This is a genomic window from Pseudonocardia aurantiaca, assembly GCF_039526725.1.
GTDB lineage: Bacteria > Actinomycetota > Actinomycetes > Mycobacteriales > Pseudonocardiaceae > Pseudonocardia > Pseudonocardia aurantiaca.
Window position 1 is genome coordinate 1 of sequence record NZ_BAAAJG010000014.1, and the last position, 26,590, is coordinate 26,590.

The 26,590-nt window shown below is 69.7% G+C and carries 22 protein-coding genes and 1 pseudogene; 13 read left to right on the forward strand and 10 right to left on the reverse strand.

Going from position 1 to position 26,590, the window contains the following annotated elements; genetic code table 11:
- Nucleotides 1-249: 249 nt before the first annotated feature.
- Both ABD143_RS21600 and ABD143_RS21605 read left to right on the forward strand, forming a co-directional pair.
- Nucleotides 250-468: pseudogene (locus ABD143_RS21600) on the forward strand (WhiB family transcriptional regulator); the annotation flags it as partial.
- A 377-nt stretch (nt 469-845) separates the two neighbouring features.
- On the forward strand, nt 846-1,076 hold the full coding sequence (locus ABD143_RS21605; protein WP_343981295.1) for a hypothetical protein: 231 nt from the start codon (nt 846-848) through the stop codon (nt 1,074-1,076).
- Nucleotides 1,077-1,239: 163 nt separating this feature from the next.
- Here the strand turns inward: ABD143_RS21605 and hemC are convergent, their stop codons facing one another.
- From hemC to ABD143_RS21625, 4 genes are all read right to left on the reverse strand, one after another.
- On the reverse strand, nt 1,240-2,232 hold the full coding sequence (gene hemC / locus ABD143_RS21610; RefSeq protein WP_343981298.1) for a hydroxymethylbilane synthase: 993 nt from the start codon (nt 2,230-2,232) through the stop codon (nt 1,240-1,242).
- On the reverse strand, nt 2,229-3,506 hold the full coding sequence (gene hemA / locus ABD143_RS21615) for a glutamyl-tRNA reductase (protein ID WP_343981301.1): 1,278 nt from the start codon (nt 3,504-3,506) through the stop codon (nt 2,229-2,231). Before hemA ends, hemC begins: the two co-directional genes overlap by 4 nt.
- A gap of 100 nt (nt 3,507-3,606) precedes the next feature.
- Complete coding sequence (locus ABD143_RS21620; RefSeq protein WP_343981304.1) at nt 3,607-4,668, reverse strand: ferrochelatase; 1,062 nt, start codon at nt 4,666-4,668, stop codon at nt 3,607-3,609.
- A 4-nt stretch (nt 4,669-4,672) separates the two neighbouring features.
- On the reverse strand, nt 4,673-5,311 hold the full coding sequence (locus tag ABD143_RS21625; protein ID WP_343981307.1) for an HD domain-containing protein: 639 nt from the start codon (nt 5,309-5,311) through the stop codon (nt 4,673-4,675).
- Nucleotides 5,312-5,723: 412 nt separating this feature from the next.
- Here ABD143_RS21625 and ABD143_RS21630 point away from each other — a divergent pair, with 412 nt between their 5' ends.
- On the forward strand, nt 5,724-8,315 hold the full coding sequence (locus ABD143_RS21630) for a GAF domain-containing sensor histidine kinase (RefSeq protein WP_343981310.1): 2,592 nt from the start codon (nt 5,724-5,726) through the stop codon (nt 8,313-8,315).
- A gap of 263 nt (nt 8,316-8,578) precedes the next feature.
- Nucleotides 8,579-9,667, forward strand: a complete 1,089-nt coding sequence (locus ABD143_RS21635) for a VIT1/CCC1 transporter family protein (protein ID WP_343981313.1) — start codon at nt 8,579-8,581, stop codon at nt 9,665-9,667.
- A gap of 54 nt (nt 9,668-9,721) precedes the next feature.
- Here the strand turns inward: ABD143_RS21635 and ABD143_RS21640 are convergent, their stop codons facing one another.
- Entirely contained in the window at nt 9,722-10,180 is a 459-nt protein-coding gene (locus ABD143_RS21640) for a hypothetical protein (RefSeq protein ID WP_343981316.1), read from the reverse strand.
- 146 nt (nt 10,181-10,326) lie between these two features.
- Here ABD143_RS21640 and ABD143_RS21645 point away from each other — a divergent pair, with 146 nt between their 5' ends.
- The 5 genes from ABD143_RS21645 (at nt 10,327) to otsB (ending at nt 17,346) form a co-directional block, all read left to right on the forward strand.
- Nucleotides 10,327-10,629: a putative quinol monooxygenase gene (locus ABD143_RS21645; RefSeq protein WP_343981319.1), complete on the forward strand. Its 303-nt coding sequence runs from the start codon at nt 10,327-10,329 to the stop codon at nt 10,627-10,629.
- Between the two features lie 302 nt (nt 10,630-10,931).
- Entirely contained in the window at nt 10,932-12,164 is a 1,233-nt protein-coding gene (gene fucP, locus ABD143_RS21650) for an L-fucose:H+ symporter permease (RefSeq protein WP_343981322.1), read from the forward strand.
- 57 nt (nt 12,165-12,221) lie between these two features.
- A complete protein-coding gene (locus ABD143_RS21655; protein ID WP_343981325.1) occupies nt 12,222-13,319 on the forward strand; it encodes a carbohydrate kinase family protein in 1,098 nt (365 codons plus the stop codon).
- Nucleotides 13,316-16,549: an HAD-IA family hydrolase gene (locus ABD143_RS21660; RefSeq protein ID WP_343981328.1), complete on the forward strand. Its 3,234-nt coding sequence runs from the start codon at nt 13,316-13,318 to the stop codon at nt 16,547-16,549. The genes ABD143_RS21655 and ABD143_RS21660 overlap by 4 nt, the downstream gene beginning before the upstream one ends.
- The gene (gene otsB / locus ABD143_RS21665) at nt 16,546-17,346 is read left to right on the forward strand and encodes a trehalose-phosphatase (protein WP_343981330.1); all 801 of its coding nucleotides are present in this window, start codon (nt 16,546-16,548) and stop codon (nt 17,344-17,346) included. The genes ABD143_RS21660 and otsB overlap by 4 nt, the downstream gene beginning before the upstream one ends.
- 13 nt (nt 17,347-17,359) lie before the next feature.
- Here otsB and ABD143_RS21670 read toward each other — a convergent pair whose 3' ends face one another.
- Nucleotides 17,360-18,082, reverse strand: coding sequence for a hypothetical protein (locus ABD143_RS21670; RefSeq protein WP_343981333.1), 723 nt, complete (start codon nt 18,080-18,082; stop codon nt 17,360-17,362).
- A 214-nt stretch (nt 18,083-18,296) separates the two neighbouring features.
- Between ABD143_RS21670 and ABD143_RS21675 the strand changes: the two genes are divergently transcribed.
- Nucleotides 18,297-18,797, forward strand: a complete 501-nt coding sequence (locus ABD143_RS21675; RefSeq protein ID WP_343981336.1) for a helix-turn-helix transcriptional regulator — start codon at nt 18,297-18,299, stop codon at nt 18,795-18,797.
- Nucleotides 18,794-19,444, forward strand: coding sequence for a nucleotidyl transferase AbiEii/AbiGii toxin family protein (locus tag ABD143_RS21680; RefSeq protein WP_343981340.1), 651 nt, complete (start codon nt 18,794-18,796; stop codon nt 19,442-19,444). The genes ABD143_RS21675 and ABD143_RS21680 overlap by 4 nt, the downstream gene beginning before the upstream one ends.
- Nucleotides 19,445-19,448: 4 nt before the next feature.
- Here the strand turns inward: ABD143_RS21680 and ABD143_RS21685 are convergent, their stop codons facing one another.
- The 4 genes from ABD143_RS21685 to ABD143_RS21700 form a co-directional block, all read right to left on the reverse strand.
- A complete protein-coding gene (locus ABD143_RS21685) occupies nt 19,449-21,869 on the reverse strand; it encodes a TOTE conflict system archaeo-eukaryotic primase domain-containing protein (RefSeq protein WP_343981343.1) in 2,421 nt (806 codons plus the stop codon).
- A gap of 72 nt (nt 21,870-21,941) precedes the next feature.
- Nucleotides 21,942-23,054, reverse strand: coding sequence for a hypothetical protein (locus tag ABD143_RS21690; protein ID WP_343981346.1), 1,113 nt, complete (start codon nt 23,052-23,054; stop codon nt 21,942-21,944).
- Nucleotides 23,051-23,218: a hypothetical protein gene (locus ABD143_RS21695; protein WP_343981349.1), complete on the reverse strand. Its 168-nt coding sequence runs from the start codon at nt 23,216-23,218 to the stop codon at nt 23,051-23,053. Before ABD143_RS21695 ends, ABD143_RS21690 begins: the two co-directional genes overlap by 4 nt.
- 177 nt (nt 23,219-23,395) lie before the next feature.
- A complete protein-coding gene (locus ABD143_RS21700; protein WP_343981352.1) occupies nt 23,396-24,079 on the reverse strand; it encodes a gamma carbonic anhydrase family protein in 684 nt (227 codons plus the stop codon).
- Between the two features lie 479 nt (nt 24,080-24,558).
- On the opposite strand from ABD143_RS21700, the gene ABD143_RS21705 reads away from it, so the two are divergent.
- On the forward strand, nt 24,559-25,866 hold the full coding sequence (locus ABD143_RS21705) for a DUF6884 domain-containing protein (RefSeq protein WP_343981355.1): 1,308 nt from the start codon (nt 24,559-24,561) through the stop codon (nt 25,864-25,866).
- Between the two features lie 128 nt (nt 25,867-25,994).
- Nucleotides 25,995-26,576, forward strand: a complete 582-nt coding sequence (locus tag ABD143_RS21710) for a hypothetical protein (RefSeq protein WP_343981358.1) — start codon at nt 25,995-25,997, stop codon at nt 26,574-26,576.
- Nucleotides 26,577-26,590 lie beyond the last annotated feature (14 nt).

A 26,590-nucleotide genomic window follows, 5' to 3' on the forward strand; every position in this document is an offset into this window, starting at 1 on the left:
GCCGTCCAGTACTGGAAGAACATCGACAAGAAGACCGGCGACAAGATCGAGAAGGCCGTGCACGACGCGCGGGCCTGATCGACCCTGATCGACCGTTCGTACGGCGTAGACGAAGGCCCGGCGCCCGGGGGGCGCCGGGCCCTCGTGCCGCCGCGAACCCCCTTCGGCCCTGACGGGCCCTCATCCGCGTCCGACCCCCGTAGCTCGAGCAGCTGCGACCGACGACCATCAGAAAACGGAGTGATCGACATGAGTTGGCGCGACTTCGCGGCCTGCCGCAACGAGGAGCCGGATCTGTTCTTCCCCATCGGTACCAGCGGGCCGGCGCTGAGCCAGCTCGCCAGGGCCAAGAGCATCTGCCGCGGCTGCCCCGTGGCAGGCAAGTGCCTCGCCTGGGCTCAGGACACCGGCCAGACCGCGGGAGTGTGGGGTGGGTTGAGCGAGGACGAACGACGCCGGTTCCGGCAGGGCCCCTCGGAAGGCGTCGTGTTCGCCCGCAATCGCGTGGACCTCCTCGTCAGGCCGGCTACGCGATCCGCAGGAGCGGGCTCAGCTCCGACCCGAGCCGTGCCGTCGACGACAACAGGTTCCACCGCCGCGGGTTCGGCATCGGGCTGACTCCCCCCCGATCAGTGTCCATGACCCATCCCGTGTCCATGTCCGGCAACGGCTCGCGGCTTGCCGCCCGGGACCAGTGTCGCCGCGATCAGGGCAGCGGCTGCTCCGCGCTGTTCCGCACCATGTCAGATGGAGGCCAGCAGGTAGCCCGCGGTGCCAGCCGGCCGGGAGCACAGATGGTTGTTGGCCCCGACGACACACGTACCGATGTAGGCGAGGCTTGAACCATGTCGGCGCCCACCCGAGCGAAGTCGTACTTCCGCACGCATGGCAGCACACCGATGCGTGTCGATGCCGCCCGGTCCGGCGGATGGATCGTGGTCGACCATCACGGGCACGAGACCACCCACGACCCCCTCTCCGGCGAACGGTTTACCGAAGCCACCGCGAACCAGGAAGTCGCCGCAGCCCATCTCGCCGGGATCAAGGCTCATGCCGTCTTCCGGCGGGCGATCTGACGGCTGACGGCTGAGCACTGACGTGTCCCCCTGCCACACCATCATCTCCCCCTGCCACACCATCGCCGAAGGACCGTAGGAGCGCCCTGAACAACTCGGCCCTACTGCGCTACGGGCGGAGTTGTTCAGGACCATCCTGGGCGTCGGGGAACGAGGTCGGCTTTCAGTCGCGTACCGACCGGACCGGATCGATGGCCGCGGGTGCCGTCCGGTCCATCAGCTCAGCGCCACCGTCCTGGAGCAGCATGTGGGCCAGCCGGCGACCGAGCGCGGCGCCCTCACCGGCCTCACCGGTGATCTGCCCACGGACCACCGCGGAGCCGTCGGCGGCGGCGATGACCCCGGACAGACGCACCGCCGGTTCGGGCTCCGCGACCAGCTCCGCCAACGCGCCAACGGGTGCGGTGCAGCCCGCATCGAGCGCGGCCAGGAATCCGCGTTCCGCGGTCGCCATCGTGCGGGTGGGTGCGTGGTCGAGAGCGGCGAGCTGGACGGCCGTAGCGGGGTCGTCCGTGCGGCACTCGACGGCTAGCGCTCCCTGCGCCGGAGCCGGCATCAGCACCGCCGGGTCGAGCGGCGTGGCGACGACGTCGAGAAGTCCGAGCCTCGACAGCCCCGCCATCGCCAGTACGAGAGCGTCGACCTCGCCCTCGGCCAGCTTGCGCAACCTGGTGTCGACGTTGCCGCGAATCGGCACGATCCGCGGCCGGACTCCGGTGGCGCGGAGCTGAGCGGCCCGCCTGGGCGACCCGGTCCCGATCCGCGCTCCGCACGGCAGAGCGTCGAGGCTGGTCCCACCCGGCCAGATCAGCGCGTCCCGCGGGTCCTCGCGGGCCGGGAACGCCACCAGGCGCACCCCGGGCACCGGTGCAGTCGGCAGGTCCTTGCAGGAGTGCACGACCAGATCGACATCCCCACGCAGCAACTCCTCGCGCAGGGCGGTGGTGAACACCCCGGTCGTGCCCAGCTGCTCGATGGGCGCGGCCGACTGGTCCCCCGGCGTGCGGACCGTGACCAGTACGACCGGCCGGCCGATCCGTTCACGCAGCTGCCGCGCGATCCGGCCGGCCTGGGCCAGGGCCAGCGGACTGCCGCGGGTGCCCAGCCGCAGCGCGCGGCGCTCCGAGACGGTCGCCCGCGCCACGGACCCGGTCACGCCTTGGCCTCACTAGGGGTCGGGCCGAAGAGCTGTCGCAGCGCCTCGAGATAGACGGCCCCCTCCGGATCGGTGGACAGCTCCTTGGCCCGGACCGTCGGGCCGTGCAGGAACTTGCGCACGATGCGGTGGACCGTCGCCGTCGTCTCGGCCCGTAGCTCGTCGCTCAGGCTGGACATCCGATCGTGCAGCCGGAGCAGTTCGGCCTCGGCGAGCTGTGTGATCTGTGAGTGCATCGCTCCGATGACGGGCGCCGCGGCCGCTTCGTGCAGCCGGCCGACGTAGGAGTCGACTTCGGCGGCGACGATGGCGCGGACCCGGGGGATGTCGGCCGGTACCGCTTGCTCTGCCAGGTGCCTGCCGAGCGCATCGATGTCGGCGAGTGTCACATCGGGGAGCTGCCCCACAGCCGGTTCGACGTCGGGTGGCATCCCCAGGTCGAGCACGAACAGCGCCCGGCCGCCGGCCCGCTCCCGGGCCGCCCGGACGTCCTCGGCGAGAACCACCGGCACGATGCACCCGGTGGCCGTGATCAACAGGTCGGCGTCGGCGAGCGCGGCGGGCACGTCCTCGGCCCGCAGGGGTGTGGCGTGCACCGCCGCAGCCAGCCTTGTGGCTCCCGCCTCGCTGCGGCTGGCCACCGACAGCCGCTGCACGCCGGCCTCCCGCAGCAGCCGCGCGGCGAGCTTGCCCACCGCGCCGGTCCCGACGACGACCGCGTGGCTGGCGGCGAGCCCACCCAGGTGCGCGTCGGCGAGCTCGATACCGGCCCGGGCGAGTGAGATACCGGCGGTGCTGATCGTGGTCTCGGTGCGCGCCCGCTTGCTGACTCGCAGCGCCGCGTCGATCACGCCCGTGACGATGGGTCCCGTGGTCCCCGCCTCGGCGGCGGCCCGAGCTGCGGCCTTGATCTGGGCGACGATCTGGTCCTCCCCGACGGCCATCGAGTCCAGCCCGCACGCCACCGAGAACAGATGCTCGACCGCCGGGGTGCCGACACGGACGCCGGCCATCTGCGGCAGTTCGTCGACCGGGATGCCCGCACGGGCCGCCACCATGTCGGAGACGGCCCGGATCACCGGCTCGGGCGGCCCTTTCGTGCCCGCGTAGACCTCGAACCGGTTGCAGGTGGACAGGACGACCACCTCGTCGATGGCCGGGTCGGCGTGCAGCCGGTCCAGTACGTCGTCGAGCTCCATGGACGGCACGACGAGCTTCTCGAGTACCTCGGCTGGACTGATTCGGTAGGACAACCCGACGTTCACAATCGTCATCGCAAAACAACCATTCGGTCTGGGTGCGCCGCCCGGCTTCAGCGCCTTGCGCTGCGCGTGCGACGCGGTGTGTTCGTGGAGATGGCCGATCAGTAGGCGATCAGGGGTCCGTTCGGCCCGCCCCCGATCGGGGCACCGGGGCGCAGCAGTTCACCGCGCACGGCGCGCCGTTGACGGTGCACCCGCCCCGCCATACCGACCCGCTCCCCCGCTCCGGCACGCCGTCGACGTGCTCGGCGATCAGCTCCACGACCATGTCGGCGAACCGCGGGTCCGCCCCCGCCGTCGCCGCCCTGGCGAAGCCCACGCCCAGCTCGGCCGCGCGGTCGGCGGCCTCGTTGTCCAGATCCCAGATGACCTCGAGGTGGTCGGACACGAACCCGATCGGCGCCGCGATCACGGCGGGGACGCCCGCGGCGGCCAGCGCCTCGATGTGGTCGAGAATGTCCGGCTCGAGCCAGGGCACCTGCGGCGGCCCCGACCGGGACTGCCAGACCAGGTCGTACTCGGTCACCCCCAGCTCGGCCGCGACCAACCGGGCGGCCTCGGCGATCTGCCCCGAGTAGCTGTGCCCGCCCTCGTCCGGCGGCCCGGAGGCGGCGTCGGCCGAGTCCGGGACGGAGTGCGCGGTGAACACCAATCGCGCAGCGTCCTGCAGGTGCGGAGCAAGCGTGGCCCGCGCTGCACGGACGGCGTCGGCATTCGCGGCGACGAAACCGGGATGATCGAAGAAGTGCCGCAGCTTGACCAGCGTGGGAGCGCCGTCGCCGAACGCCCTGCGCGCCCGGGCGATGTCCTCGTCGTACTGCCGGCACGCCGAGTAACCTCCGTAGGCGCTCGTCGCGAGCACCAGCGCACGCCGTACCCCGTCGCGCGCCATCTCCCCCACGGTGTCCTCGACCATCGGCTGCCAGTTGCGGTTCCCCCAGTACACCGGCAACGACATGCGCTCGCGGATCGCCGCGATCAGCTCCCGGTTGCGCGCGTTGATCGGGGAGACCCCGCCGAAGTGCCGGTAGTGCTCCTCGACGGCGTCGAGCCGCTCGGGCGGCACCCCGCGGCCCTCGACCACCTTCTCCAGGAAAGGACGGACCTCGTCGGGTCCTTCGGGGCCGCCGAAGGACAGCACCAGCAATGCGTCGTACTCAGCCGTTGGTCTCACGCCTCTACTCCGGCCAGTCGGAGCCCTGGATCACCTCGACGAAGTCGCCGCGCCGGAAACCGGGCACGAAGTGCTCCAGGACATCGGCCTTGACGTTGCCGAAGGTCGTCTCCGGGCGGTCCTCGATCCCGTCGGTGAACGCCTCCAGGATGTCCCGCTTGAAGTGCGGCCGCGGGTGCGCCGCGGTGACCGCGGCACGCTGCTCGTCGGTGATCGAGTGGTAGCCGATGCCCAGCACGTCCAGCTCGACGCCGCGGGTGACCAGCGCGATCTCCGGGGCCATGTGCAGCGGGATCTCCGGGGTGGTGTGCAGCGCGATCGCGGTCCACACCTTCGTCGCGGCCTCGTCGGAGATGCCGTGGCGGAGCAGGAACTTCCGCGCCTCGTCGGCACCGTCGATCTCGAAGCGCTGGTCGATGCGCCGGTACTTCAGCGTCAGCCCGAGGTCATGGAACATCGCGCCGACGTAGAGGAGCTCGGGGTCGTAGCTCAGCCCCTGCTCGCGGCCACGCAGCGCGCCGAACAGGTAGACCCGCCGAGAGTGGTGGTAGATCAACGGGGTCGCGGACTCGCGGACGAGGTCGGTGGCCTCGACGACCAACTTCGTGTCGGGGATCTCGACGTCGGCGATGCGGTTAGGCATGCGTCCCTCCTGATCGACGGTCATGGGTGCGCTGGCGGGCACGAGACTCACCTGCTCGGGCCGAGCGGGCTGCCGGCCGCCCGCCGGCCACCGCTCCAGCATCACTGCGACGCGCTGCCAGGCCGTCACGGCTACCTTCAGACCCGTACTCCCACTGACCCCAAACCTCGGCTACCGGGTAGCTGCAAGGGGGCGGACGAACGCGGGGCCAGGGCACTGCCGGTGCAGTGACGGCCGGTACAGCGAGTTGCCAATCGGGGCGATGCCACTCCTACCATCAGGCGTGGCCAGGTCGAGCAGCGGGCCCGGAATCGGGTGGCTGGAGCTCGCCCGAGCCGAGAACGAAACCCGGTAGTCCGGGCACCGGTCATCGACGCTACCGCTATCCCGGGACGGGAAAGGGGACTCCACCGTGCACATCGTCCCCACCGAGCCCGCCACCGCCGGACGTGGGCCCGCGCTTGGCTGGGGGCTGTCCGTGCAGCGCCTGCTCGCCGGGGCGCTGACCGGGCTGGTAACACTTCCCCTGCTGACGGTGCTCCTGACCCAGCTTCGCGGCATCTTGAACCTGCCCAGCCAGATGCTGCTCTACCTGCTCGCCGTCGTGGTCGTGGCGCTGGTCGGTGGGCTGCTTCCGGCACTGGCCGCGGCGGCGGCAGCCGCCGCGCTGCTCTCCTACTTCTTCATCGCGCCGTTCCACTTCGTCATCGGCAACCCCAACGACCTGGTGGCCCTCTTCGCATTCCTCCTCGTCGCCACCTCGGTCAGCTCGGTCGTCGGGCTGGCCGCGCACCGCACCCGCGAGGCCGAAACCCTTGCCGCCGCGAACGCCGCGAGCCGCGAGGAGCTGCGCATGCTCGCCGAGGAGCAGGCGGCGTTGCGCCGCGTCGCCACCCTCGTCGCCCGCGGGGTGCCACCGGCCGAGGTCTTCGCAGCCGTGGCGGACGAGGTATCCAAGGTCGTCGGTGCCGACGCCGCGCTCATCGCCCGCCGCGACCCGGACGGCGCGATCACCGTCGTCGCGCGTGTCGGCGACCACCGCTCCGAGCTCGCACTCGGAAGCCGCTGGACGCCGAAACCGCCCCTCGTCGTGGCGGTCGCTCTGGAGACGGGCCGCCCGACCCGCCTCGACGACTACAACAACGTCTCCGGTGACTACGCCGAATCCACGCTCCGGCTGGGAGTCCGGTCGGGCGTCGCAACTCCGATCGTCGTCGATGGGCGTATCTGGGGCGTGATCAGCCTCGGGGGGCGGCGCGGACCGTTCCCGACCGACACCGAGAAGCGCCTGGGCGGTTTCACCGAGCTCGTCGGCACCGCGATCGCGAATGCCGAGGGCCGGGCCCAGCTCGAGACGAGCCGCGACGAGCTCCGCCGGCTCGCCGAGGAACAGACCGCCCTCCGGCGGGTCGCCACCCTTGTCGCCAGCGGGCTGCCGCCCGCCGAAGTCTTCACGACCGTCGCGCACGAGGTCGGAAGCGTGGTCGGCGCCGACGCCACGACCATCGTCCGCCTCGAGCCCGACGACGAGGTCACCGTCCTCACCCGGATCGGCGACCCCCCCGATCAGTTCCCCACGGGTAGCCGCTGGAAGCTCGAGCCGCCGCTGCCCGTGGCCGTCGCCCTGCGGACGGGCCGCGCTGCCCGCCTCGACGGCTTCAGCCAGGTCTCGGGGGCCTATGGCGACCGAATCCGTGCCACCGGGATCCAGTCCGGGGTCGCGGCGCCGATCGCCGTCGGGGGGCGCCTCTGGGGCGGGATCGCGGTCGGGAAGCGGGACGGGCAATTCCCGGACGACACCGAACAGCGCATGGCCGACTTCACCGCCCTCGTCGGCACCGCGATCGCGAACGCCGAGGGCCGCGCCCAGCTCGAGGAGAGCCGCGACGAACTGCGCAGGCTCGCGGGAGAGCAGGCAGCGTTGCGACGCGTCGCCACGCTGGTCGCCCAGGGGGAGCCGCCCGCCGAGGTCTTTGCGGCGGTCGCGCACGAGGTGGGCAACGTCCTCGACGCCGACGCCGCGATGATCGTCCGACTCGATCCCGACGGCGCCGCCACCGTCCTCGCCCGCGTCGGCGCCTACCCCGCGGAACTGGCGGTCGGAAACCAGTGGAGACCTGAACCGCCCCTGTCGATCGCGGTCACCTTGCGCACCGGCCGCCCGGCCCGCCTCGACGACCTCAGCCGTGCCCCCGGCGCCTTCGGCGACGGGCTCCGCCGGGCCGGAATCCGGTCGGGTGTTGCGGCGCCGATCATCGTCGAGGGACGGCTGTGGGGCGCGATCAGCATCGGAACTCGTCGCGATAAACGCCCGGGCGAGACCGCACAGCGCATTGCGGACTTCACCGAGCTCCTCGCCACCGCCATCGCGAACGCCGACAGCAGCGCCCAGCTCACCGCCTCCCGGGCCCGGATCGTCGCCGCCGCCGACGACGCCCGCCGACGCATCGAGCGCGACCTGCACGACGGCACCCAGCAACGACTGGTCGCCCTCAGCCTGGCGCTGCGCCTGGCGCGGTCCACGGAGACGCCGGAGCTGAAGACGCAGGTGGGGCAGGTCGCCGACGAGCTCGACGACGCGATCGACGAGCTGCGCGAGATCGCCCGCGGCATCCACCCTGCGATCCTGTCCGAGGGCGGGCTCGGCCCCGCGCTGCGCACCCTCGCCCGCCGCGCGGCGATCCCGGTGGAACTCGACATCCGGACCGAGAAACGCCCGCCCGACCCGATCGAGGTGGCGGCGTACTACGTCGTCTCCGAGGCGCTGACCAACACCACCAAACACGCCCGCGCCTCCTACGCGCGGGTAGCGCTCGACCAGACCGACGGTGTCATGCAACTCTCGATCCGCGACGACGGCATCGGCGGCGCCGACCCCACGGGAGGCTCGGGTCTGATCGGGCTGCGCGACCGGGTGCAGGCGCTCGGCGGGGTGATCGAGGTCGACAGCCGCCGTGGGAAAGGCACGGCGATCATCGTCGAGCTTCCGCTGCAGCCCGGCTGACTGGTCGGCCAGCCGATTATCCCTGCGTCGGAATTGCGCTTCGGCCCGCGACGTTTCCTCCATGTCGGCACATCGCAGTGCCTCCCCCGACGCGGATTCGGCCAGGTCGACGTGGCACAGGTCATCTCCGCCGGATCTCGACAACTGTCTCGGAGAGATAAGCAGTGAGCCCAAAAGAAGTGAGCACAGACAAAGAAGTAGGTAAGGCAAAGCTTGGCAATGTCGAACCGGACGCACGCCGCTCGGCTGCCCGGTTCCGGGAGATGCTGACGTCCGAACGGCGGAGCGCAGCCCTTTACCGGGGCCTCGCGGCCAGCAGTGAAGGCGAGCGCCGCGAGGTGTTTCTCCAGCTGGCAGACGTGGAGGACAAGCATGCCGCGCACTGGGCGGCCAAGCTCACCGAACTCGGCGAGCCGGTGCCCGCGCCCGGGAGCGTCGGCCTGCGCAGCCGGGTGTTGACCTGGCTGGCCCAGCGTTTCTCGGTCGACGCGGTGCTCCCGCTCATCGAGAGGGCCGAGCACGCGGACGCGGGTCTGTATGACCAGGACCCGGACGCCACGGCAGACATGGCCAGCGGTGAACGCTCGCACGCGCTGGTGCTGTCCCGGTTGCGGGCCGGGGTAGGCAGCGCGGACGAGGAGGGCGGGCGTGGCATCGCCAAGCGGGAACGGTGGCACCGCAGCGACCGCTCGGGCAGCCTGCGAGCCGCGGTGTTCGGTGTGAACGACGGGCTGGTGTCCAATACCTCGCTGGTGATGGGCTTCGCCGGCTCGGGCGCCGCCAGCGGCATCGTGCTGTTCGCAGGCCTGGCCGGGCTGCTCGCCGGCGCGTTCTCCATGGCGGCCGGGGAGTACATCTCGATGCGGAGCCAGCGCGACGCGTACGAGCACGAGATCGAGCTGGAAGCGGAGGAACTGCGCGACGACCCGGAGGCCGAGACCGAGGAACTCGCACTGATCTACCGGGCGAAGGGGCTCGACGCCGAGGAGGCCGACCGCATAGCCACGAGCATCATGAAGGACAAGGACGCGGCCCTGGACACCATGGCGCGCGAGGAGCTCGGTCTCGATCCCGACGAGCTCGGCTCGCCGTGGTCCGCGGCATTCTCCAGCCTGATCGCCTTCGCCCTCGGCGCGGTTGTCGTCGTACTGCCCTACGTCTTCGGTTCCGGCACGGCCGCACTGATCACCGCGATCGTGCTGGCTGCGCTTGCGCTGTTCGGCGTCGGCGCCGTCATCGGGCTGATCAACGGACGCTCGGCGATTCGGGCGGGCACGCGCCAACTAGTCGTAGGTGGGGCGGCGGCACTGATCGTGTTCGGAATCGGAAATGCGATCGGGCACGGCGCCTGATCAGGCACAGCGTCTGATCGGGCACGGCGCCTGATCGGGCACAGCGTCTGAGACTCACACGTCCTTTGCGGCGACGTGCGTGATCGGCAGATGGAACTTGCGCTCGAGGCGCGCGGGCAGGTCCTGGCGCAACCAGCGAGACAGGCGCGCCGGGAGCGTCGAGACGATGATCTCGTCGAACTCCCGGTTCGCAACGGCCTGCTCGACCGCGCTCATGGGATCGGCGTCGGACACCTCGCCCCCGGCGATGGCACCGGCGGATGCCAACTGTTTGAGCGCCGCGTCGAGCTTGGCCTGCGCCATCCGGCGGGCTTCTTCAGGGGGCCCGGGAATCGACGGCATCCCGCCGCTGACCGGCATCGGCGGCATCGTGCCGATCGACGCGAGATCAGTCACGGCGGTAGCCGGGACCACGAGCCAGAACTCAGCCGGACCCGCGGCCACCCGGTCCCGGACGAGATCCCTGAGCGCGTCCGTGCCCAGGGTCTGGTTCGCGACGACGAGATAACGCATGACGCCTCCGGGCTCGTTGTCGGCGCGCCTTCCGCGGCGACGGGAACGGCGCCGGACCGGCGTACGGTACCGCCCGGAGCACGACATGAGAATGGGTCCGCACCGGCTGCCGCCTGCGGGTTTCGCCCCGGTGTAGGAATGCACGCATGAGCGAACCGGACCGTCCACTCTTCCTCGTAGTCACGATCAGGCCGAAGCTGGACCGAATGGCGGAAGCCGAGGCCCAGCTGCAGTCCATGCGCCGCAACACCCTCACCGAACCCGGGTGCGTGTTCATGCACCTCGTGCAGCCGCAGGACGACCCGGACTCCTGGGTGATGTTGGAGATGTTCCGCTCCCGTGCGGCGTGGGACGAGCACATGCGCCAGCCGTACAATGTGGAGGGAAACATCATTCTGGAAGATCTGCTCCGCCAGCCCTCGGACCTGCGCCTGATGAACGCGAAGTAGCCGCGTCGGCGAGGTCCGAGATCACCCATACCGGCAATCCTTTGAACCAATCACGGACCGCAGCCGGATAGGCACACAAGGTTATTGGCGCCTCCGGTGGAAAGTGGCGGCCACTCGGACTAACGTCATGCACTCCCACTGTGGGCTAGATCACAGTCGGCCCAGTCTCGGCGAGGGGTGGTCCGAATGGCTCGAGAAACGATCGTACGCGTGGAATCGCGTGACGAAGGCCGGCAGAAAGTTCCGCTCGTTTACCCGGGCCTCACCGTTCCGTTCATTCTGATCGTCACCTGTTTCGCGGCGTGGGATCGGCGGCCAACCTCACGGACGTCCTCGTCGGGGTGTTCCGGCACATCTTCACGATGACCAACTTCCAGTCCGCGCTGGTGCAGTTCGCGTACTACGGCGCGTACTTCTCGCTCGCCATCCCCGCCGCCATGATCAACAAGCGCTACGGCTACAAGGCCGGTGTGCTCACCGGACTGGGGTGCGCCACACTCGGCGGGCTCCTGTTCATCCCCGCGAGCATGCTGCTCGCGTACGGGTATTTCTTGATTGCTCTGTTCGTGCTGGCAGCGGGCCTGTCGATCCTCGAGACCTCGGCCAACCCGTTCGTGATCGCGATGGGACCCGAGGAGAACGCGACCCAGCGGCTCAACCTCGCCCAGTCGTTCAACCCGGTCGGCGCGAACATCGGGGTCCTGCTCGGCGCGGTGCTGATCCTGCCCCAGATCACACCGCAGTCGGAGAAGGCCGCGATGAGCGCCGAGCAACTGCGGGTGGCCCAGGTGGACGACCTGTCCCTGGTGCTCGGGCCCTATACGGGAATCGCGTTCGTGCTTCTGGTGATCTGGCTCTTCATCGCCTTCCAGAAGATCCCCGTACCGGAGGAGCACGCCGCAGTCGATCTGGAAGCGGGAGGTTCCGGGGTCCTGCCCCGCCTCTGGCGCAACCGCCACTACCGCTACGGCGTGGCCGCGCAGTTCCTCAACGTCGGCGCCCAGGTCTGCGCGTGGACGTTCACGATCCAGTACGCGCAGGACGTGGTGGGCGTGCCCACCGCGATCTCCGGCTGGTATCTGCAGGCCAGCCTCATCCTGTTCCTCATCTCCCGGTTCGTGATGACGTACCTGCTCGGCATCTTCCGGCCGACGAAGCTGCTGTTCGCCATGGGGGTGCTGGGGCTGGTGCTCTGCCTGATCGCCGTGCTGTCGCCGAACATGATCGGGTTGATCGCCGTCGTCGGGATCTCGCTCTCACTCTCGCTCATGTTCCCGACGATCTACGGCGTTGCCTTGCAGGGCCTGGGCCCGGACACGAAGTTCGGTGCCGCGGGTCTCGTCATGGCGATCCTCGGCGGTGCGCTCCTCCCACTGGTGCACGGCAGGCTGATGGACACGTGGGGCGCGGCGCCGGCCTACATCGTCCCCGGCATCTGCCTGGGTCTGGTGGCCTGCTACGCGCTGTTCGACCTCCGTACCAAGCGGCGGCACGGTGGACCGCTCGTGAATGAGGGCGCCGCGGAGCACCCGTGACGCGGCCCGCGACAACCGCACGACGTACCTGCTCGAGGTGCCCGACCCGGGACGACGGTGACGACGCTCCGGATCGGGTACTCGGCTTACCGGTTCTCGTCGATGGGAGTAGCGATGTTCGTCGTGGTCGGGGAAGCGCTCGTCGACCTGGTCGGGCAGCGTGGTAGCCGCACGCTGGTCGCGCATCCCGGCGGGAGCCCCGCCAACGTCGCCCTCGGGCTCGCCCGGCTCGGGGACGAGGTCACGCTGATGACGCGCCTGGGCCGGGACGCACTGGGCGAGATGGTCTCCGCGCATCTGAGGTCCAGCGGCGTCCGGGTCCAGCCCGGTCCTGACCACGGCACCTCGACCAGCCTCGCGATCGCGACCCTCGCCGCGGGCATCGCGAGCTACGACTTCCGCATCGAGTGGGACATCGGCGATCTGGAGCCCCTCCCGATCGAGACCCGCTGCCTGCACACCGGTTCGCTGGCGACCGCACTGGAACCGGGCCGGACCAACGTCGAGGACCTCCTCGAACGGGAGAACAAGCGGGGCCGGGCGACGATCTCCTACGACCCGAACGTGCGGCCCGCGCTGCTCGGGGCGCCGGACCGGGCGCGCCCGGGCATCGAGCGCCTCGTCGCCCTGTGCGACGTCGTGAAGGTCAGCGACGAGGACCTCCTCTGGCTCTACCCCGACCGCCGCGACGAGGACGTGGCCCGGGGGTGGCTCGGACTCGGCCCCGCCCTCGTCGTGGTGACCCGCGGCGGCCAGGGCGTCTACGCCACCACGGCGAACCTGGAACTGCGCAGGCCCGCGATGCCCATCGACCTCGTCGACACGGTCGGCGCGGGCGACTCCTTCACCTCCGGCCTCCTCGACGGGCTCCGCAGGGCCGATCTGATCGGCGGCCCGCGCCGCGACGCGCTGGCGGCGATCGACGAGTCGACGCTTGTCAGCGTCGTGGACGCGGCGTCCCTCGTCGCGGCGATCACGTGCTCCCGACCGGGCGCGGACCCGCCGACCCGAGCCGAGGTCGACGCCGCCAACACGGCGCAACCGTCCACAGCCGGGACGGGACCACTCGGAACCTCACGAGGGATCTCACCGCCGGCGGCCGACCCCGACCTCGCCGTGCCGTCCGCTTCCGCGAAGCAAGGGAGACATCGATGAACCGACCTGCCGGCTTTCGCGGAGCGATCTTCGACGTCGACGGGGTACTCGTCGACTCCCCGCACGAACTGGCCTGGCGCGAGGCCTTCCGGTCGCTGATGGAGAACGAGTGGAGCGACGTCCGGGACCAGACGAGCTGGAGCCCCGAACGCTTCACTCCTGCCGTCTACCAGGAGGTGATGGCCGGGATGCCGCGCATGGCCGGGGCGCGGGCGGCGATGGAGCACTTCGGGGTGCCCGACATCGACTCCCGGATCCAGCAGTATGCGGACGCGAAGCAGGAGCACGTGCTCAAGCTGATCGACGAGGGCCGCTTCATGGCGTTCCCGGATGCGCTGCGGTTCGTCCTGGACGTCAAGGCGATGGGCATCCGCATCGCGGCCGCGTCGTCGTCGAAGAACGCCAAGCTGTTCCTGGACCGGATCCGCCTGGACCTGTTCGCCGCCGAGCAGCGGATCGAGTACGAGTTCATCACCCCCGGCATGACGCTCTCCCAGCTCTTCGACGCCGACATCTCCGGCCGCGACTTCCCCAAGGGAAAGCCGGACCCGACGATCTTCCTCACCGCCGCCGAGGAGCTCGGTGTGGACCCGGCAGACTGTTTCGTCACCGAGGACGCCACCAGCGGAATCCAGGCGGCCAAGGCGGCCGGCATGGCCGGGCTCGGCGTGGCCCGGCTGGACGACCGCGAACTGCTGCTGGAAGCGGGCGCCGATCTCGTCGTGACCACACTGGACGACGTCTCCCGGCGCGCCCTGCGCTACGGGCGTCTCGAGGAGCGGCGGGCCGCGGGCGAGATGCGGAAGCGACGCACGCAGCAGCCGCCGAGCGTCTGGACGCTCGTGTACGAGAGCTTCGACCCGGCCCGGCAGGGGCTGCGGGAGGCGCTGCTCTCGCTCGGCAACGGCTACATGGTCACCCGCGGCGCGCTGCCCGAGGCCGAGGCCGACGACGTCCACTACCCCGGCACGTACGTCGCCGGTCTGTACGACCGCGCCGAGACCGAGGTCGCCGGGCGGATGGTCGAGAACGAGGACCTGGTCAACGTCCCGAACTGGCTGCCCTTGCGGTTCCGGATCGAGGGCGGGGAGTGGTTCGACGCCGGCCGCGCGGACGTCGTCGAGCACCGCTTCGAGCTGGACATCCGCCGCGGCGTGCTGACCCGGTACATGACGTGGCAGGACGGCGAGGGCCGGCGGACCAGCATGACCCAGCGCCGGTTCGTGAGCATGAAGGACGAGCACTTCGCCGGCCTGGAGACCACGTTCACGCCGGAGAACTGGTCGGGCCGGCTCGAGGTCTCCTCGGGGCTGGACGGCCGCGTCGAGAACACGGGCGTCAAGCGCTACCGCGACCTCAACAGCCGCCACCTGGAGGTGCTCGGCCAGGGCGAGGTCAACCGGGAGACCATCGACCTGCAGGTCGAGACCCTGCAGTCGCACGTGCGGATCGCGGTCGCGGCGCGGACGCGGGTGCTGCGCGACGGGCAGCGGCAGGACGTGGACCGCCGGCTGGTGGAGGAGCCCGGCTACGTCGCCCACGAGCTGGGCATCGACCTGGAGGAGGGGCGCCCGGCGACCGTCGAGAAGACTGCCACGTTGTACACGTCACGGGACCGCGGGATCTCCGAGAGCCGCGCCGACGCCCAGCTCGCCGCGTCGAACGCGGAGGACCTCCCGGCGCTGCTGGCCCGGCACGAGGGCGCGTGGAACAGCCTGTGGAACCGTTTCGACATCGAGCTCGACAGCGCCAACGAATGGACCGAGACGGTCCTGCACCTGCACATCTTCCACCTGCTGCAGACCGTCTCGCCGCACACGCAGCACCTCGACGTCGGCGTCCCGGCCCGGGGCTGGACCGGGGAGGCCTATCGGGGGCACGTCTTCTGGGACGAGCTACTCATCTTCCCGTTCTTCAACTTCCAACGCCCGAGCCTGGCCGCCGCGCTGCTCCAGTACCGCTACGAACGGCTCGAGACGGCCCGCGCCGCCGCGCGCGCCGAGGGGTTCGAGGGCGCGATGTTCCCGTGGCAGAGCGGGGCCACCGGCCGCGAGGAGACCCAGAAGGTCCACCTCAACCCGAAGTCCGGCCGCTGGCTCCCCGACCACTCGCACAACCAGCGGCACGTCAACATCGCCATCGCCTACAACGTGTGGCAGCACTACATGGTCACCGGGAGCACGGGGTTCCTGCGCTTCACCGGGGGCGAGCTGCTGATCGAGATCGCCCGGTTCTGGTCGAGCACCACCACGTACAACGCCGACGAGGACCGGTACGAGATCCACGGCGTCGTCGGCCCGGACGAGTACCACGAGGCGTACCCGGACTCCGACGAGCCGGGCCTGCGCAACAACACCTACACCAACGTCATGGCGGTGTGGGTGCTGCAGCGGGCGCTGGAGACGCTGGAGGTCCTGCCGCCGCACTACCGCGACGAGCTGGTCCAGGAGCTCGGCATCCGCGACGACGAGCTGGAGCGCTGGCAGGACATCTCCAGGAAGATGAAGGTCGTCTTCCACGACGACGGCGTCCTCACCCAGTTCGAGGGCTACGAGGAACTGCCCGAGTTCGACTGGGAGGGCTACCGGGAGCGCTACGGCAACATTCAGCGGCTCGACCGGCTGCTGGAGGCCGAGGGCGATAGCACCAACCGGTACAAGCTGGCCAAGCAGGCCGACGTGCTGATGCTGCTGTTCCTGCTCTCCCGCGACGAGCTGCGCGGGCTGCTGCACAACCTCGGCTACGAGGTGAGCGCCGAACAGCTCACGAGAACCGTCGAGTACCACCTCGACCGGACCTCGCACGGCTCCACGCTCAGCGGCGTGGTGAGCTCCTGGGTGATGGCCCGCTACAAGCCGGCGGAGGCGTGGCGGTTCCTGCAGCATGCGCTGGAGAGCGACGTCGCCGACGTGCAGGGCGGCACGACGGCCGAAGGCATCCACCTGGGTGCGATGGCCGGCACGGTCGACATCGTGATGCGGTGCCTCACCGGCATGCGCGCCCTCGGCCCGGTGCTCCGCTTCGACCCCGCGCTACCGCCGGAGGTGAAACAGCTGCGGTTCAGCGTCCACTACCGCGGCCAGCGCGTGGACGTCGACCTGGCCGAGGAGCGCATCCGGCTCAGCGTGCGACCGGGCGGCGCCAACCCCGTCAACATCCTCGTGCAAGGCCAGGCGGTCGAGCTTGCGCCCGGACAGGAGCGCGAACTGCAGCTGGAGCGCATCACGTGAGCGCCGGAACTATGACGGCCGAACAGGCGGCGAAGGCACTGGCCGAACGGGCGGAGGAGGTCGCCCTGTGCCTCGACTTCGACGGCACCCTCAGCCCGATGGTGGACGACCCCGAGGCGGCCCGGCCGCTGCACGGCGTCGTGGAGCTGCTCGGCCCCCTGGCCAGCCGGTTCGCCGCGGTCGCCATCATCTCGGGACGGCCGGCTGCCTACCTGGCGGAGCACCTTGCGGCGCCCGGAGTGCGCTACCTCGGGCTGTACGGCCTGCAGGAGATCCACGACGGCGAGATCCAGGTCGACCGGCGGCTGGAGGCGGCCCGGCCCACGGTGGAGGCCGCAGCTCAGGCGCTGCGCGAGTCCGACGCGGTGCGCGAGAGCGGCGCGTGGCTGGAGGACAAGGAGTACGCGGTCGCCGTCCACACCCGGCGCGTCCCGAACTACGAGGAGTGGACCGACCGCATCGACCGGACGGCCCGAGAGATCGCCGACCGGTTCGGGTTGGAGTTGATCCCGGGGAAGCTGGTGTGGGAGTTGCGGCCGCCTGTGCGGGGGGATAAGGGGGACGCTGTTCGGCGGGTTGTCGCTGAGTCGGGGGCTCGGGTCGTCGTGGTGGTCGGCGACGACCTGGGTGACCTGCCCGCTTTCGCGGCATTGACCGAGCTCGCGGCGGAAGGGCATCCGGTGCTGCGGGTGGCGGTGCGGTCGGAGGAGGCGCCGGCGGAGTTGCTCGATGCTGCGGACCTCGTCGTGGAGGGGCCCGAAGAGGTTCTTGAGTTCCTGCGGCGGCTGGCGGCCTGACGATTCGGTGACATCAGGTCCCCATCCGGAGCGCCGGCGGCCGGTTCAGCCAGGCGGTGGACTCGGCGTCCCAGCCCCTCAGCTGCGCTATCCCGTACCGCGTCGGCACTCGGACGTTCTGCGCGAATACCAGGCCCGCGGCCGTCAGACGCACCGCGTCGAGGTCCGCAGCCGCCGCAATCCAGTCCACAAGGGCGCGCCCGTCCGGCATGGGACGCGGGTACCGCATCACCAGCTCGCGGTAGTGATCGGGTTCTGCGATCACGAACGTTCGGACAGGCTGCGGGTCGAACTGGAGAGCGAAGATCCTGCGTGCTGAGCCGGGGTATTCACTGGCCTCGCCGATCGCCCACGCGCTGCGTCCGTCAGGAAGGAACGACGAGGTCCAGAGCGCTCCCGCGGGCTTCTCCCCGATCGGCAGATGGTTGGTCACCTCACGCAGGACGATGTCGCCGATCTGTCCCGCTGACGAGAACCACGCCTGCGGTGTTGGGACGGAGCGCTCCGTGAACCAGCCCTTGCCCAGCCGGTCCCGCACGTGTTCCTCGGCGTCGTCGAGCTCGGGGGCCGGGCGCTCATGGAAGTCCGGTGTCGAGTGCTGGTGCCCGACCGCGAACACAATCTCCTCGTAGAGATCGACGTCGTCGAAACTGTCGAGGTCGTGCACCGAGTCGCCCAGCAGCCGCACGAGCTCGATCAGGACCGGGCTCTTGGCGGGGAAGACGGGAGTCACCATTCGTCACAAATCCCTTCGTCTGGACAGCCGTATCGGGTGCCACGCCGCACCGGGTGCAGGTAGTGCTCACGAACGGTAATTACTGGGGCGCTCGAACCGATACCGTTTCGGGCCGGCCGTGCGAACGCTCACCGCCTTGCGACCCTCGACGCCCGGGGCGTAACGTATCGGATCAGATACGTCGTCGGAGGCTGTCATGGACCCTGGGCTGCTGTTGGCCGAGGCGCGACGCCGCGCCCGCCTCAGCCAGGACGAGCTAGCCGAACGCGCCGGCACGTCGCGGCCGACGTTGTCGTCCTACGAACACGGCCACCGCTCACCGACGCTGCAGACCGCCTCGCGGGTACTCGCGGCAGCAGGCTTCGAGCTCGCCGCAACGCCACTGGTGACATTCACCGAGCACGTCACCTCCCGAGGCCGGACCGTCGCCGTACCATCGCACCTTCCCCGTCTCTCCCCGGCGAGAGCACTTGCCACGGTCACGCTTCCACTGCACGTGAACTGGTCGGAACCCGACCGCAGATTCGATATGCGCGATCGTGCTCAACGCTCCCGGGTGTACGAGATCGTGCTCCGCGAAGGCACCCCTGAAGACGTCCTTGTGTACATCGATGGCGTGCTCCTGGTCGAAGTCTGGGACGACTTGGTCCTGCCCCGCGACGTTCGCGCCGCATGGGCGCCAGTGATCGAGCAGGCCGCAACCGCCGCAGCATGACGGTGCCTGACGCTCCGAGCGGGCTGACTCCGTTCCAGGTCACCGGGGCCACAGTGTTCTTCTCCCTACCCGAGAGCGACGGTTTCCTCCTCGCCGGCGGGGCCGCTCTGGTCGCCCAGAACCTCACCTCCCGCCCCACCCAGGATCTGGACTTGTTCACCCGCGCGGGCCGCGGCCGCGTGCCCGCCGCCCGCGATGCCTTCGAGAACGCAGCGCACAACCGAGGCTGGTCAGTCCGGCGCATCCGCGATACCGAGACGTTCTGCCGCCTGGTCGTGTCCGGCGACGACGAGCTTCTCGTCGACCTCGCCCTTGATTCACCGCCGAGTCTGCCACCCTCCACCAGCATTGCAGGACCGACCTTCGGCCTCGAGGAACTGGCCGGACGCAAGGTGATCGCCCTGTTCGACCGGGCCGAGGCACGCGACTTCGCCGATGTCTTCGCTCTCTCGCAGCAGTACGACAACGAACTCCTCCTGCGCCGCGCCGCCGAAATCGACGCCGGTTTCGAGCCGGCCGTCTTCGCTGACATGCTCCGCACCCTCGGCCGGTTCGCTGACAACGAGATTCCTGTCGACCCCGGCAAGGTTGCGGCTCTCCGCGACTTCTTCCACCGGTGGCGGCTGCAGCTGCAATCCAGCCGGTAGAAGGTCAGCCTCGACCTGTCTCGGGACGCGAGTGGTGACGTGGGTCAGGTGGGGACTGCCGGAGCCTGCGGGGATCGGGAAACCCGAGGCTGACGTACCCGGGAGCGCGCTTGGCCAGTGAGGACGCGAGCACTCCGGTCTCGACGTCATGATAGTCGTGCACTTCGACAAACTCCTTGCCCGGGAACGGCCGCAGAATCCGCCCGACGTACTGGACCAGCCTGCCCTTGAATGCGATCGGCGCGGCGAGGAACAAAGTGTCGAGCGCTGGGCAGTCGAATCCCTCCCCGACGTAAGGGCCGGTTGCGACCACCAGTAACGGTCCGTCCTGCGGCCTCAACTGGTCAAGCGTGGTGACCCGCTTCCGTGCGCCCATGCCGCCACGAAGCACGATTGGATCGCGTCCGGCATCGCGCAGCTTCTCGGCGAGAGCGTCGACGTGCGCCGTCCACTGGGTCAACACCAAACAATGGCTGCCACGATCCAGGGCGGCCATGACGTCAGTGACCAGCTGCGTGTTGCGGTGCTCGTCCCCGACAAGGTCTCGGTAAATTGCGGCGATCCCGCCCGGCGCCGACGGATCGGCATCTCCGCGGTAGTCGAACGCTGTCGCGTGGACCGCGAGCAGCCGTTCCGGTATTCCGCCTGCGGCCGCGGACGCGAGGGTGCCAGGTGCGGGCGCCGACATCGTGTGCCGTACCGGTCCGAGCTGCAGAGCGATCAGATCATCCAGCTCGTCCCGCCGGTAGGGCGTTGCGGTCAGGCCCAGCCACCATTTCCCCCGGATCTGGCGGACCGCGTTCTCGAACGCCGCCGCAGGGATGTGGTGGCACTCGTCGACCACCACGAGCCCGTAGCTCGCGGTCAATTCGGCCAGGTCGTCGCGCCGCGCGAGGGTCTGAAGCATCGCGACGTCCACGGTGCCGCGCATCTTCGTGCGACCGCCACCGAGCTGGCCCGCCGTGATGCCGAGATGCTCCTGTAAGCGGGCCCGCCACTGGTCGGCCAGCGTCTTGCGATCCACCAGGACGAGCGTCGAGGTCGCGTGGCGGGCGATCATGGCACAGGCGATCACCGTCTTCCCTGCGCCGGGTGGCGCGACCAGAACCCCGAGTTCGTGATCCGCGAGATCCACAACCGCCGCCGCCTGGTCCTCGCGCAGCTTCGCCGTGAATGCAAACTGCTGCGGCTCCCCGATCACACGTTCGTCGGTGGTCTCCAGCTTGCTGCCGGCCTGCTCGACGACCGTGGACACCATGTCTGCCAGCCCTCTGGGCAGCACGAGCTTGCCGTCCAGGGTTTCGTCGTAGCTGTGCAGAAACCGCGGGACCCCCCACGTGGAGAACCGGCGCCGTTGCCGGTCGCAGAATGCCGGATTCGGCATCGATGCCGCGTGTTTGAGGGTGGCCAGAGTGGCGGGAGTCAGATCCGCCATCTCGACGACCACCCCGGCGCCGAGCATGGCGTGCACGACGGGCGCCGGTTGCGGCCGAGTGCGCGTCGCGGTCGACGACGTCAGGCGGTCGACCGACGTACCCACCTTGAGCGGGCCCACCCGATCGGCGAGATGACTGACCTCACGCGGCGAGAGTCGATGCAAGCTGGACAGGTATGCCCACTGGTCCTCGTACGGCTCCAATGTGCCCAGGTCGAGGAAGACAGTCGCACCCTCCTTGCGCGAGCGTCCCTGCAGCGGTGCCGCGATCAGGTTGCCGACGCTGCCGGATGCCGGGAGCACGTCCTCTGAGGGGAACAACCGGTCGTAGCTGGACAGCGCCATGCGCCCGCGCATCGCGATGGCCTCACGCAGCAGTCCGGTCCCGAGCGTGCGCGCCGTGGTCGCCCGAACCGGACCGGTGAAGAAGATCCACACGTGCCCGCCGATCCCCGATCGGGACACCTCCAATGCCGCCGGCACGCCGATCGCGCGGGCCGCCTTCAGATAGGCCAACGCGTCGAGCATGGTTGCCGGACCGTCGAAGTCCGCGGCGAGCCAGTGGCACACGTCGCCGTCCAGCAGTGGGTACAGACCAACGTGGACGTCGCCGGTGAGATGAGCGGCGACAGCGTCGTCGGTCAGCGGTAGGTACGGCCGATTCGAGCCCTTCCGCCAGCCGCCCGCCACCGCCGGCACCCAACCAGACCGTCCGGTCCGGGCGTTCTCCCACCGGGTCGCGTACACATCGCGTCGTGCACCGAACAGGCCGCGGAAGAACCGGACCTTGTCCCGCGCGGACGACGATGCCGTGACCGGACCCGGCCGATCGAGGAAGAGCCCGGTCTGTGTCGCCTCGGGCAGGCGCGCCTGCCGCGGTGACAACTCCAGCAGGCGGAGCAAGCGTTGGTTCTCCGCCCGCAAGCGGGCGAGCTCCTCCTCGAGCACCTCGACCCGGCCGATCGCCTTCACATCGACAGACGATTCCATCTCGGGTGGGACTGCGCGAAGGATGCCGCACGCCGCCGACGTGCGAGTTGTCTGTTACGTACCACCAGCCGCCTATAGCCCGGCGCGGTCGAGGCGCGCCATCAACGCGGGTTTGCGGCGATGTTCCAGTCGCAGCTCGCCGATGCGCCGACTGAAGTCCTCATCCGCACTCACCTCACTCAGGTCCTCGAGAATGCCGACGGCCGTGTCGTACTCGGCGGGCTTCTTCGCGGCGATCAGCGCATCGATCCGGTGCCAGACGCCGTCCCCTTCCGCCGCAAGCGCGGCCAGTCGTCGCTCCCGCACGGCCGCCGCGTGCTTCGCCCGCTCGGCCGCTGCCGCGTCGCGCCGGTGCTGCTCGGCCCGCTCGCGTTCGAGACGGCGCGCCCGAGCCGCGTCCAGCAGCTGCCCCGCACTGCGGTCGCCGCTGCTGGCGCCCGCGGAGGGACGGGCGCGCCGGAGCGTCACGGCCCGCAGATGCGGATCCTCGCCTCGTAACAGTTCCAGCAACAACTCGTCTCGGTCGGTGGCCGGCAGACCCTCGATCCAGGCCGCGAGTTCCCGTGCAGGATCCCCCTGCTGGTCCGGCCCGCTGGCCACTGCCGCGGCGCGGAGCAGGTCGGCGTCGATCCGGAGGAACTCGGCCAGGGCAGCCTGTGACCCGGTCAGTGCGCCGAGACCGGGCGGTACCGGCGGCTCGAGCGTGCCGTCCTCAACCTCACCGGACTGCACACTCATCAGCCACAATAGATACAGCGCTCGCAGATCCCCCGACACGAGCTCGGACCGGACGGGCAGGATCGAGGCCAGCACGCCTTCCCCGCCCCAGTCGAAGTCGGCCTCCGCGTCCTCGGAGCTCGCACTGACGATCACGTGCTCCCCCCGGGACCACGCTCGCGCCGCGTCACCCACGCAGTACAGCTGCGCGGTGTCAAGATCCACCAACCGTGCCGGTACCCGCAGCATCAGCTCATGGGTTCCCCAGTTAGCCAGATAGAGGAACGCGTCGAAGTATCGCTCCATCAGCGCGCGTGGGTCGCCGCGGAAGTTGCCCCACTCGTAGGTGTTCACGAACGACGTTGGCGTGATGTGCGCCCTCGTCGACAGCGCGCGCAGCTGGTCGAGCTCTCGCTTGTCCAGGGCCCGGTCGACCGCCGCGAACTCGTAGTACTGGTACTCGCTCACCGCCCGAACCCCTTCGCCCAGAGCCGGTTTGCCTCGATCCACTCCGCGCCACGTGGCAGCGCGAGATGCTCGTGGATCATGGTGAAGAGGCCGGTGACCTTCTCTTCGTCGTTGTAGCAGTCGACCGTGGCCTCGTCGACCAGCGCGTGCAGTTCCGAGTTCACGTCGGGGACGGTAGCGCCGCGGCGGGACGAGATCCGAACAGACGGCAGGCACCGGGGGTTGACCCGGCCGTGCCATGCGCCTGCTGACAAGGACTGTCCGACGGGCGGGCCGGCGAGGAGCCGGCAATGACATACTGGCGCCGTGGCGCCCCGAGCGGGTCGGGAGCCAGCGGAGAGTCAGGGTGCGTCTTTACGGGGCCGACTCCGCACCGGGTCGTAGGTTTCGTCGTACCGATGCAGCGCCAGCGACCGCGCGTAGCGGCGGGCGATGTCCGGCATCGCCGACTCGCCCGGGGCCTGGCTGACGCCGAAGACCGTGCCCGGATAGTCCAGCCGACCCAGCAGTGCCTGGATGCGGTCCCATTCGTTGGGCGGCACGAGCTCTGCGGGATCACCCCCCGCGAACCAGCCCATCGGCACAGCCATCCCGGGGGGCACGACAGTGTTGACGTGCACGACCGCACCGAACTCGACCTCGGCGCCCGTCCCTATCCGCGCTCCGTTGAACAGCATCGCGCCGGTGGCAATCCGCGCATCGCCCTCGATAACACACCCGGTGAGGTGGGCGTGCGGACCGACCAGCACGTTGTCGCCGAGGCGGACGGAATTGCGCGGAACGCCGCGCACCACGGCGTTCTCCATGACGATGCAGTTCGCACCGATCTCCACCGAGCCGCCCTCGGCGGTGAGGACGGCCCCGAAGAGCACACGGCTGTGGGCGCCCACGGTGACGTCACCACAGAGCACCGCGGTCGGCGCAATGTAGGCAGACTCGTCGACCCGTGGGTGAGCGTTGCGATGCTTGACGAAGACGGCTCCACGTCCCACCGGGTGCAGGTAGTGCTCGCGAACGGTCCTCATCCCTGACGCCTCCGTTCCGTCGAGTACCAACGGCACCGCATGCCCCTATGGGGCTCCTCGCGGCTCGACGCGTCGCGCTCGCCGGCGCGATCCCGGGCCGGGGCCGGATGACATTACGCGCGGTTGCTCCCGCGTGTCGAGGCTCGCAGGCCGATGAACGATCCGGGCGCCTGACGCGGTGAAGGTGCGCCGCTCCTCCGTCGATTTTGACGTGGAACCGGGGGGGATTGAATGGCCGACCGACACAGCAATCGGTCGATGTTGACCACGACCTGTTCCAGCAACGACTGTCTCGGTTGCGGACCGTTTCGGGCCAGACATGGCAACAACGATCATGAGCGGCTGGAGGTCGGCACTGATCGTGTTGCACAAGCGCGACGGTGGGGACCGCACTCGCTCGTTCCGCCGGCACCGGGTGCTGCTGCCCCAGAGGCATGAGCATGCACGCATCCAGTCGCACGATGGTGGAGACTGCTGAGGTGGCGGACTGGCGGACCTTGACCCAGCGGCTGGCCGCTACCGACACCTCTCTGCGACTGACCTGGTCTGAGCTGGACTCGCTCGTCGGCGGGCTGCCCATGTCCGCGATTAAGCACCGCGCCTGGTGGTCGGGAGATCGCGCACATGTGCACGCGTGGCGCGAAGCAGGCTTCACGATTGACGGCCTGGTCATCGGCCGCGAAGTGACTTTTGTGCGAGAGACCGCAACCACCGACGAGGGCATTGGAAATAGGAACGAGTCCCACGAGGGTGCAGAGCCGGCACGGGACGCTGTCCGCGGCGACGTCCTCCTCGTCACCTGCGTCAAAAGAAAACTCGCGCAGCCGGCCGCGGCCAAAGACCTCTACGTGTCACCACTGTTCAGCCGGGCACGCCGATACGCGGAAAGCCGCGAAGTCGCCTGGTTCATCCTCTCCGCCGAGCACGGTCTCCTCGCGCCGCACGAATGGGTCTCGCCCTACGATCGGTACCTACCCGACACGCCCGCCCACTACCGCGCGGCGTGGGGTCGGTGGGTCGCAGAGCGGCTCGACCTGCTCGTGGGCCCTCTCGCCGGCACACTGATCGAGATTCACGCAGGCGCTACGTACCTCGAAGCCGCCGCGGGACCTCTCGAGGCGAAGGGCGCAAGGCTGCTCAACCCGCTCAAGGGTCTGAGCATGGGACACCGGCTGAGCTGGTACGACGATCAGGCCGAGACATCGGCCGTACTCCCCCCGAGAGGCGCGCCGGAAGATTCGGGTACCGCGTCCTCATTCGTGACGATGCTGCTGGACCGGTCGAGTGCCGTACCGCCTACCGTCTTCCTGCAGGCTCGGGGAGTCGGGCTGAGGGGACCCGGCCTCTACAGCTGGTGGGTCGACGACACGGGCGCGGCCGATCTCTCCCGAGGCCTTGGCCTCGTTATCCAGTCGGGGCTGATCTACGCAGGCCTGGCAGGCGCTACGCGCTGGCCCAGCGGGAAGCGGTCGACGAACACGCTGTGGTCCCGCATCGCCGGCATGCACCTCGGAGGAAGGCACGAGTTCTCCACCTTCCGACGCACCCTGGGATCGATCCTCGCTGCTGCCGATGGACACGAGACGATCGACGAAAGCGCGTTGACCGACTGGATGCTGCGCCATCTCATGGTGCGCACGGCCGACCACACCGATCCCGACGTTCTCGGACGCCTCGAGGCCGAGGTGCTCAAGGCGTTGGACCCACCTCTCAACTCGCAGGGCATGCCGAGGACGCCGGTCCGCTCCCGAATAACGGAGCTGCGCCGCAAGTACGGACGTGACTGATGACGGCCCAGGCGCCGACCACCGCGCACTGCCCCGCCTATCACCCTCCCGCATCCCCTGTCGTCGCACTGACATGCCGGCCGCGGCTCGCGAGCTGGGACGCGGCCGGCCATCCGTCCCAGGTTGCCTTGTCCGTATTCCTCGACCAGGCCGAGCAGGACATGCGGGATCATCTGCGAGCACGGGAGCCCTGGACGCTGGAACTGGACGTCGGGCTCCCTGCAGCGACCCGGCTGCTCCACCACCACGATCTCGACAACTACCTCTATCCGCTGGCCCAGCGCCTCGGAAGTCGCGGCATCGCGTCCGCCCGAGCTCGCAAGCGGCACGGCGACCGATCACTGGCCCGGCTCGACACTGCCCGCCCCGCTGACCCACCGTTGGACCGGACGTTCCATCGGCTCCAGACCACGGCGTCGGCCGGCACGACCGCCTACAAGCAGCAGATTCACGAGCAGCTCACGGCATCGGGTGCTCTGCCCGGGTCTCCCGTGTCGGCGGTCATCGGGTTCCGGTGCGGGCCGGACAGGAACTGGCTGAACCTGTGGAAACCGACCATCGACGCACTCGGCCCGCTCATCGGCGAGGGCAACCGCATGTGGAGTCCCCGCGACGGCGCGATCGTCGACCTCGCGCTTCACCTGCTCGTCGATCCAGCCAGGCGCTGGGACGTCGAGGTGTTCGTCGGCGTCGCGCCGGCGCGCGAATAGTCGATCCTGGATCC

Excerpts from the sequence above, each read along its gene's own strand:
- ABD143_RS21605 (WP_343981295.1), top strand. The coding sequence starts at position 846 with ATGTCGGCGCCCACCCGAGCGAAGTCGTACTTCCGCACGCATGGCAGC.
- hemA (WP_343981301.1), bottom strand. The coding sequence starts at position 3,506 with ATGACGATTGTGAACGTCGGGTTGTCCTACCGAATCAGTCCAGCCGAG.
- ABD143_RS21625 (WP_343981307.1), bottom strand. The coding sequence starts at position 5,311 with ATGCCTAACCGCATCGCCGACGTCGAGATCCCCGACACGAAGTTGGTC.
- ABD143_RS21635 (WP_343981313.1), top strand. The coding sequence starts at position 8,579 with ATGCTGACGTCCGAACGGCGGAGCGCAGCCCTTTACCGGGGCCTCGCG.
- ABD143_RS21640 (WP_343981316.1), bottom strand. The coding sequence starts at position 10,180 with ATGCGTTATCTCGTCGTCGCGAACCAGACCCTGGGCACGGACGCGCTC.
- ABD143_RS21645 (WP_343981319.1), top strand. The coding sequence starts at position 10,327 with ATGAGCGAACCGGACCGTCCACTCTTCCTCGTAGTCACGATCAGGCCG.
- ABD143_RS21660 (WP_343981328.1), top strand. The coding sequence starts at position 13,316 with ATGAACCGACCTGCCGGCTTTCGCGGAGCGATCTTCGACGTCGACGGG.
- ABD143_RS21670 (WP_343981333.1), bottom strand. The coding sequence starts at position 18,082 with ATGGTGACTCCCGTCTTCCCCGCCAAGAGCCCGGTCCTGATCGAGCTC.
- ABD143_RS21680 (WP_343981340.1), top strand. The coding sequence starts at position 18,794 with ATGACGGTGCCTGACGCTCCGAGCGGGCTGACTCCGTTCCAGGTCACC.
- ABD143_RS21685 (WP_343981343.1), bottom strand. The coding sequence starts at position 21,869 with ATGGAATCGTCTGTCGATGTGAAGGCGATCGGCCGGGTCGAGGTGCTC.
- ABD143_RS21700 (WP_343981352.1), bottom strand. The coding sequence starts at position 24,079 with ATGAGGACCGTTCGCGAGCACTACCTGCACCCGGTGGGACGTGGAGCC.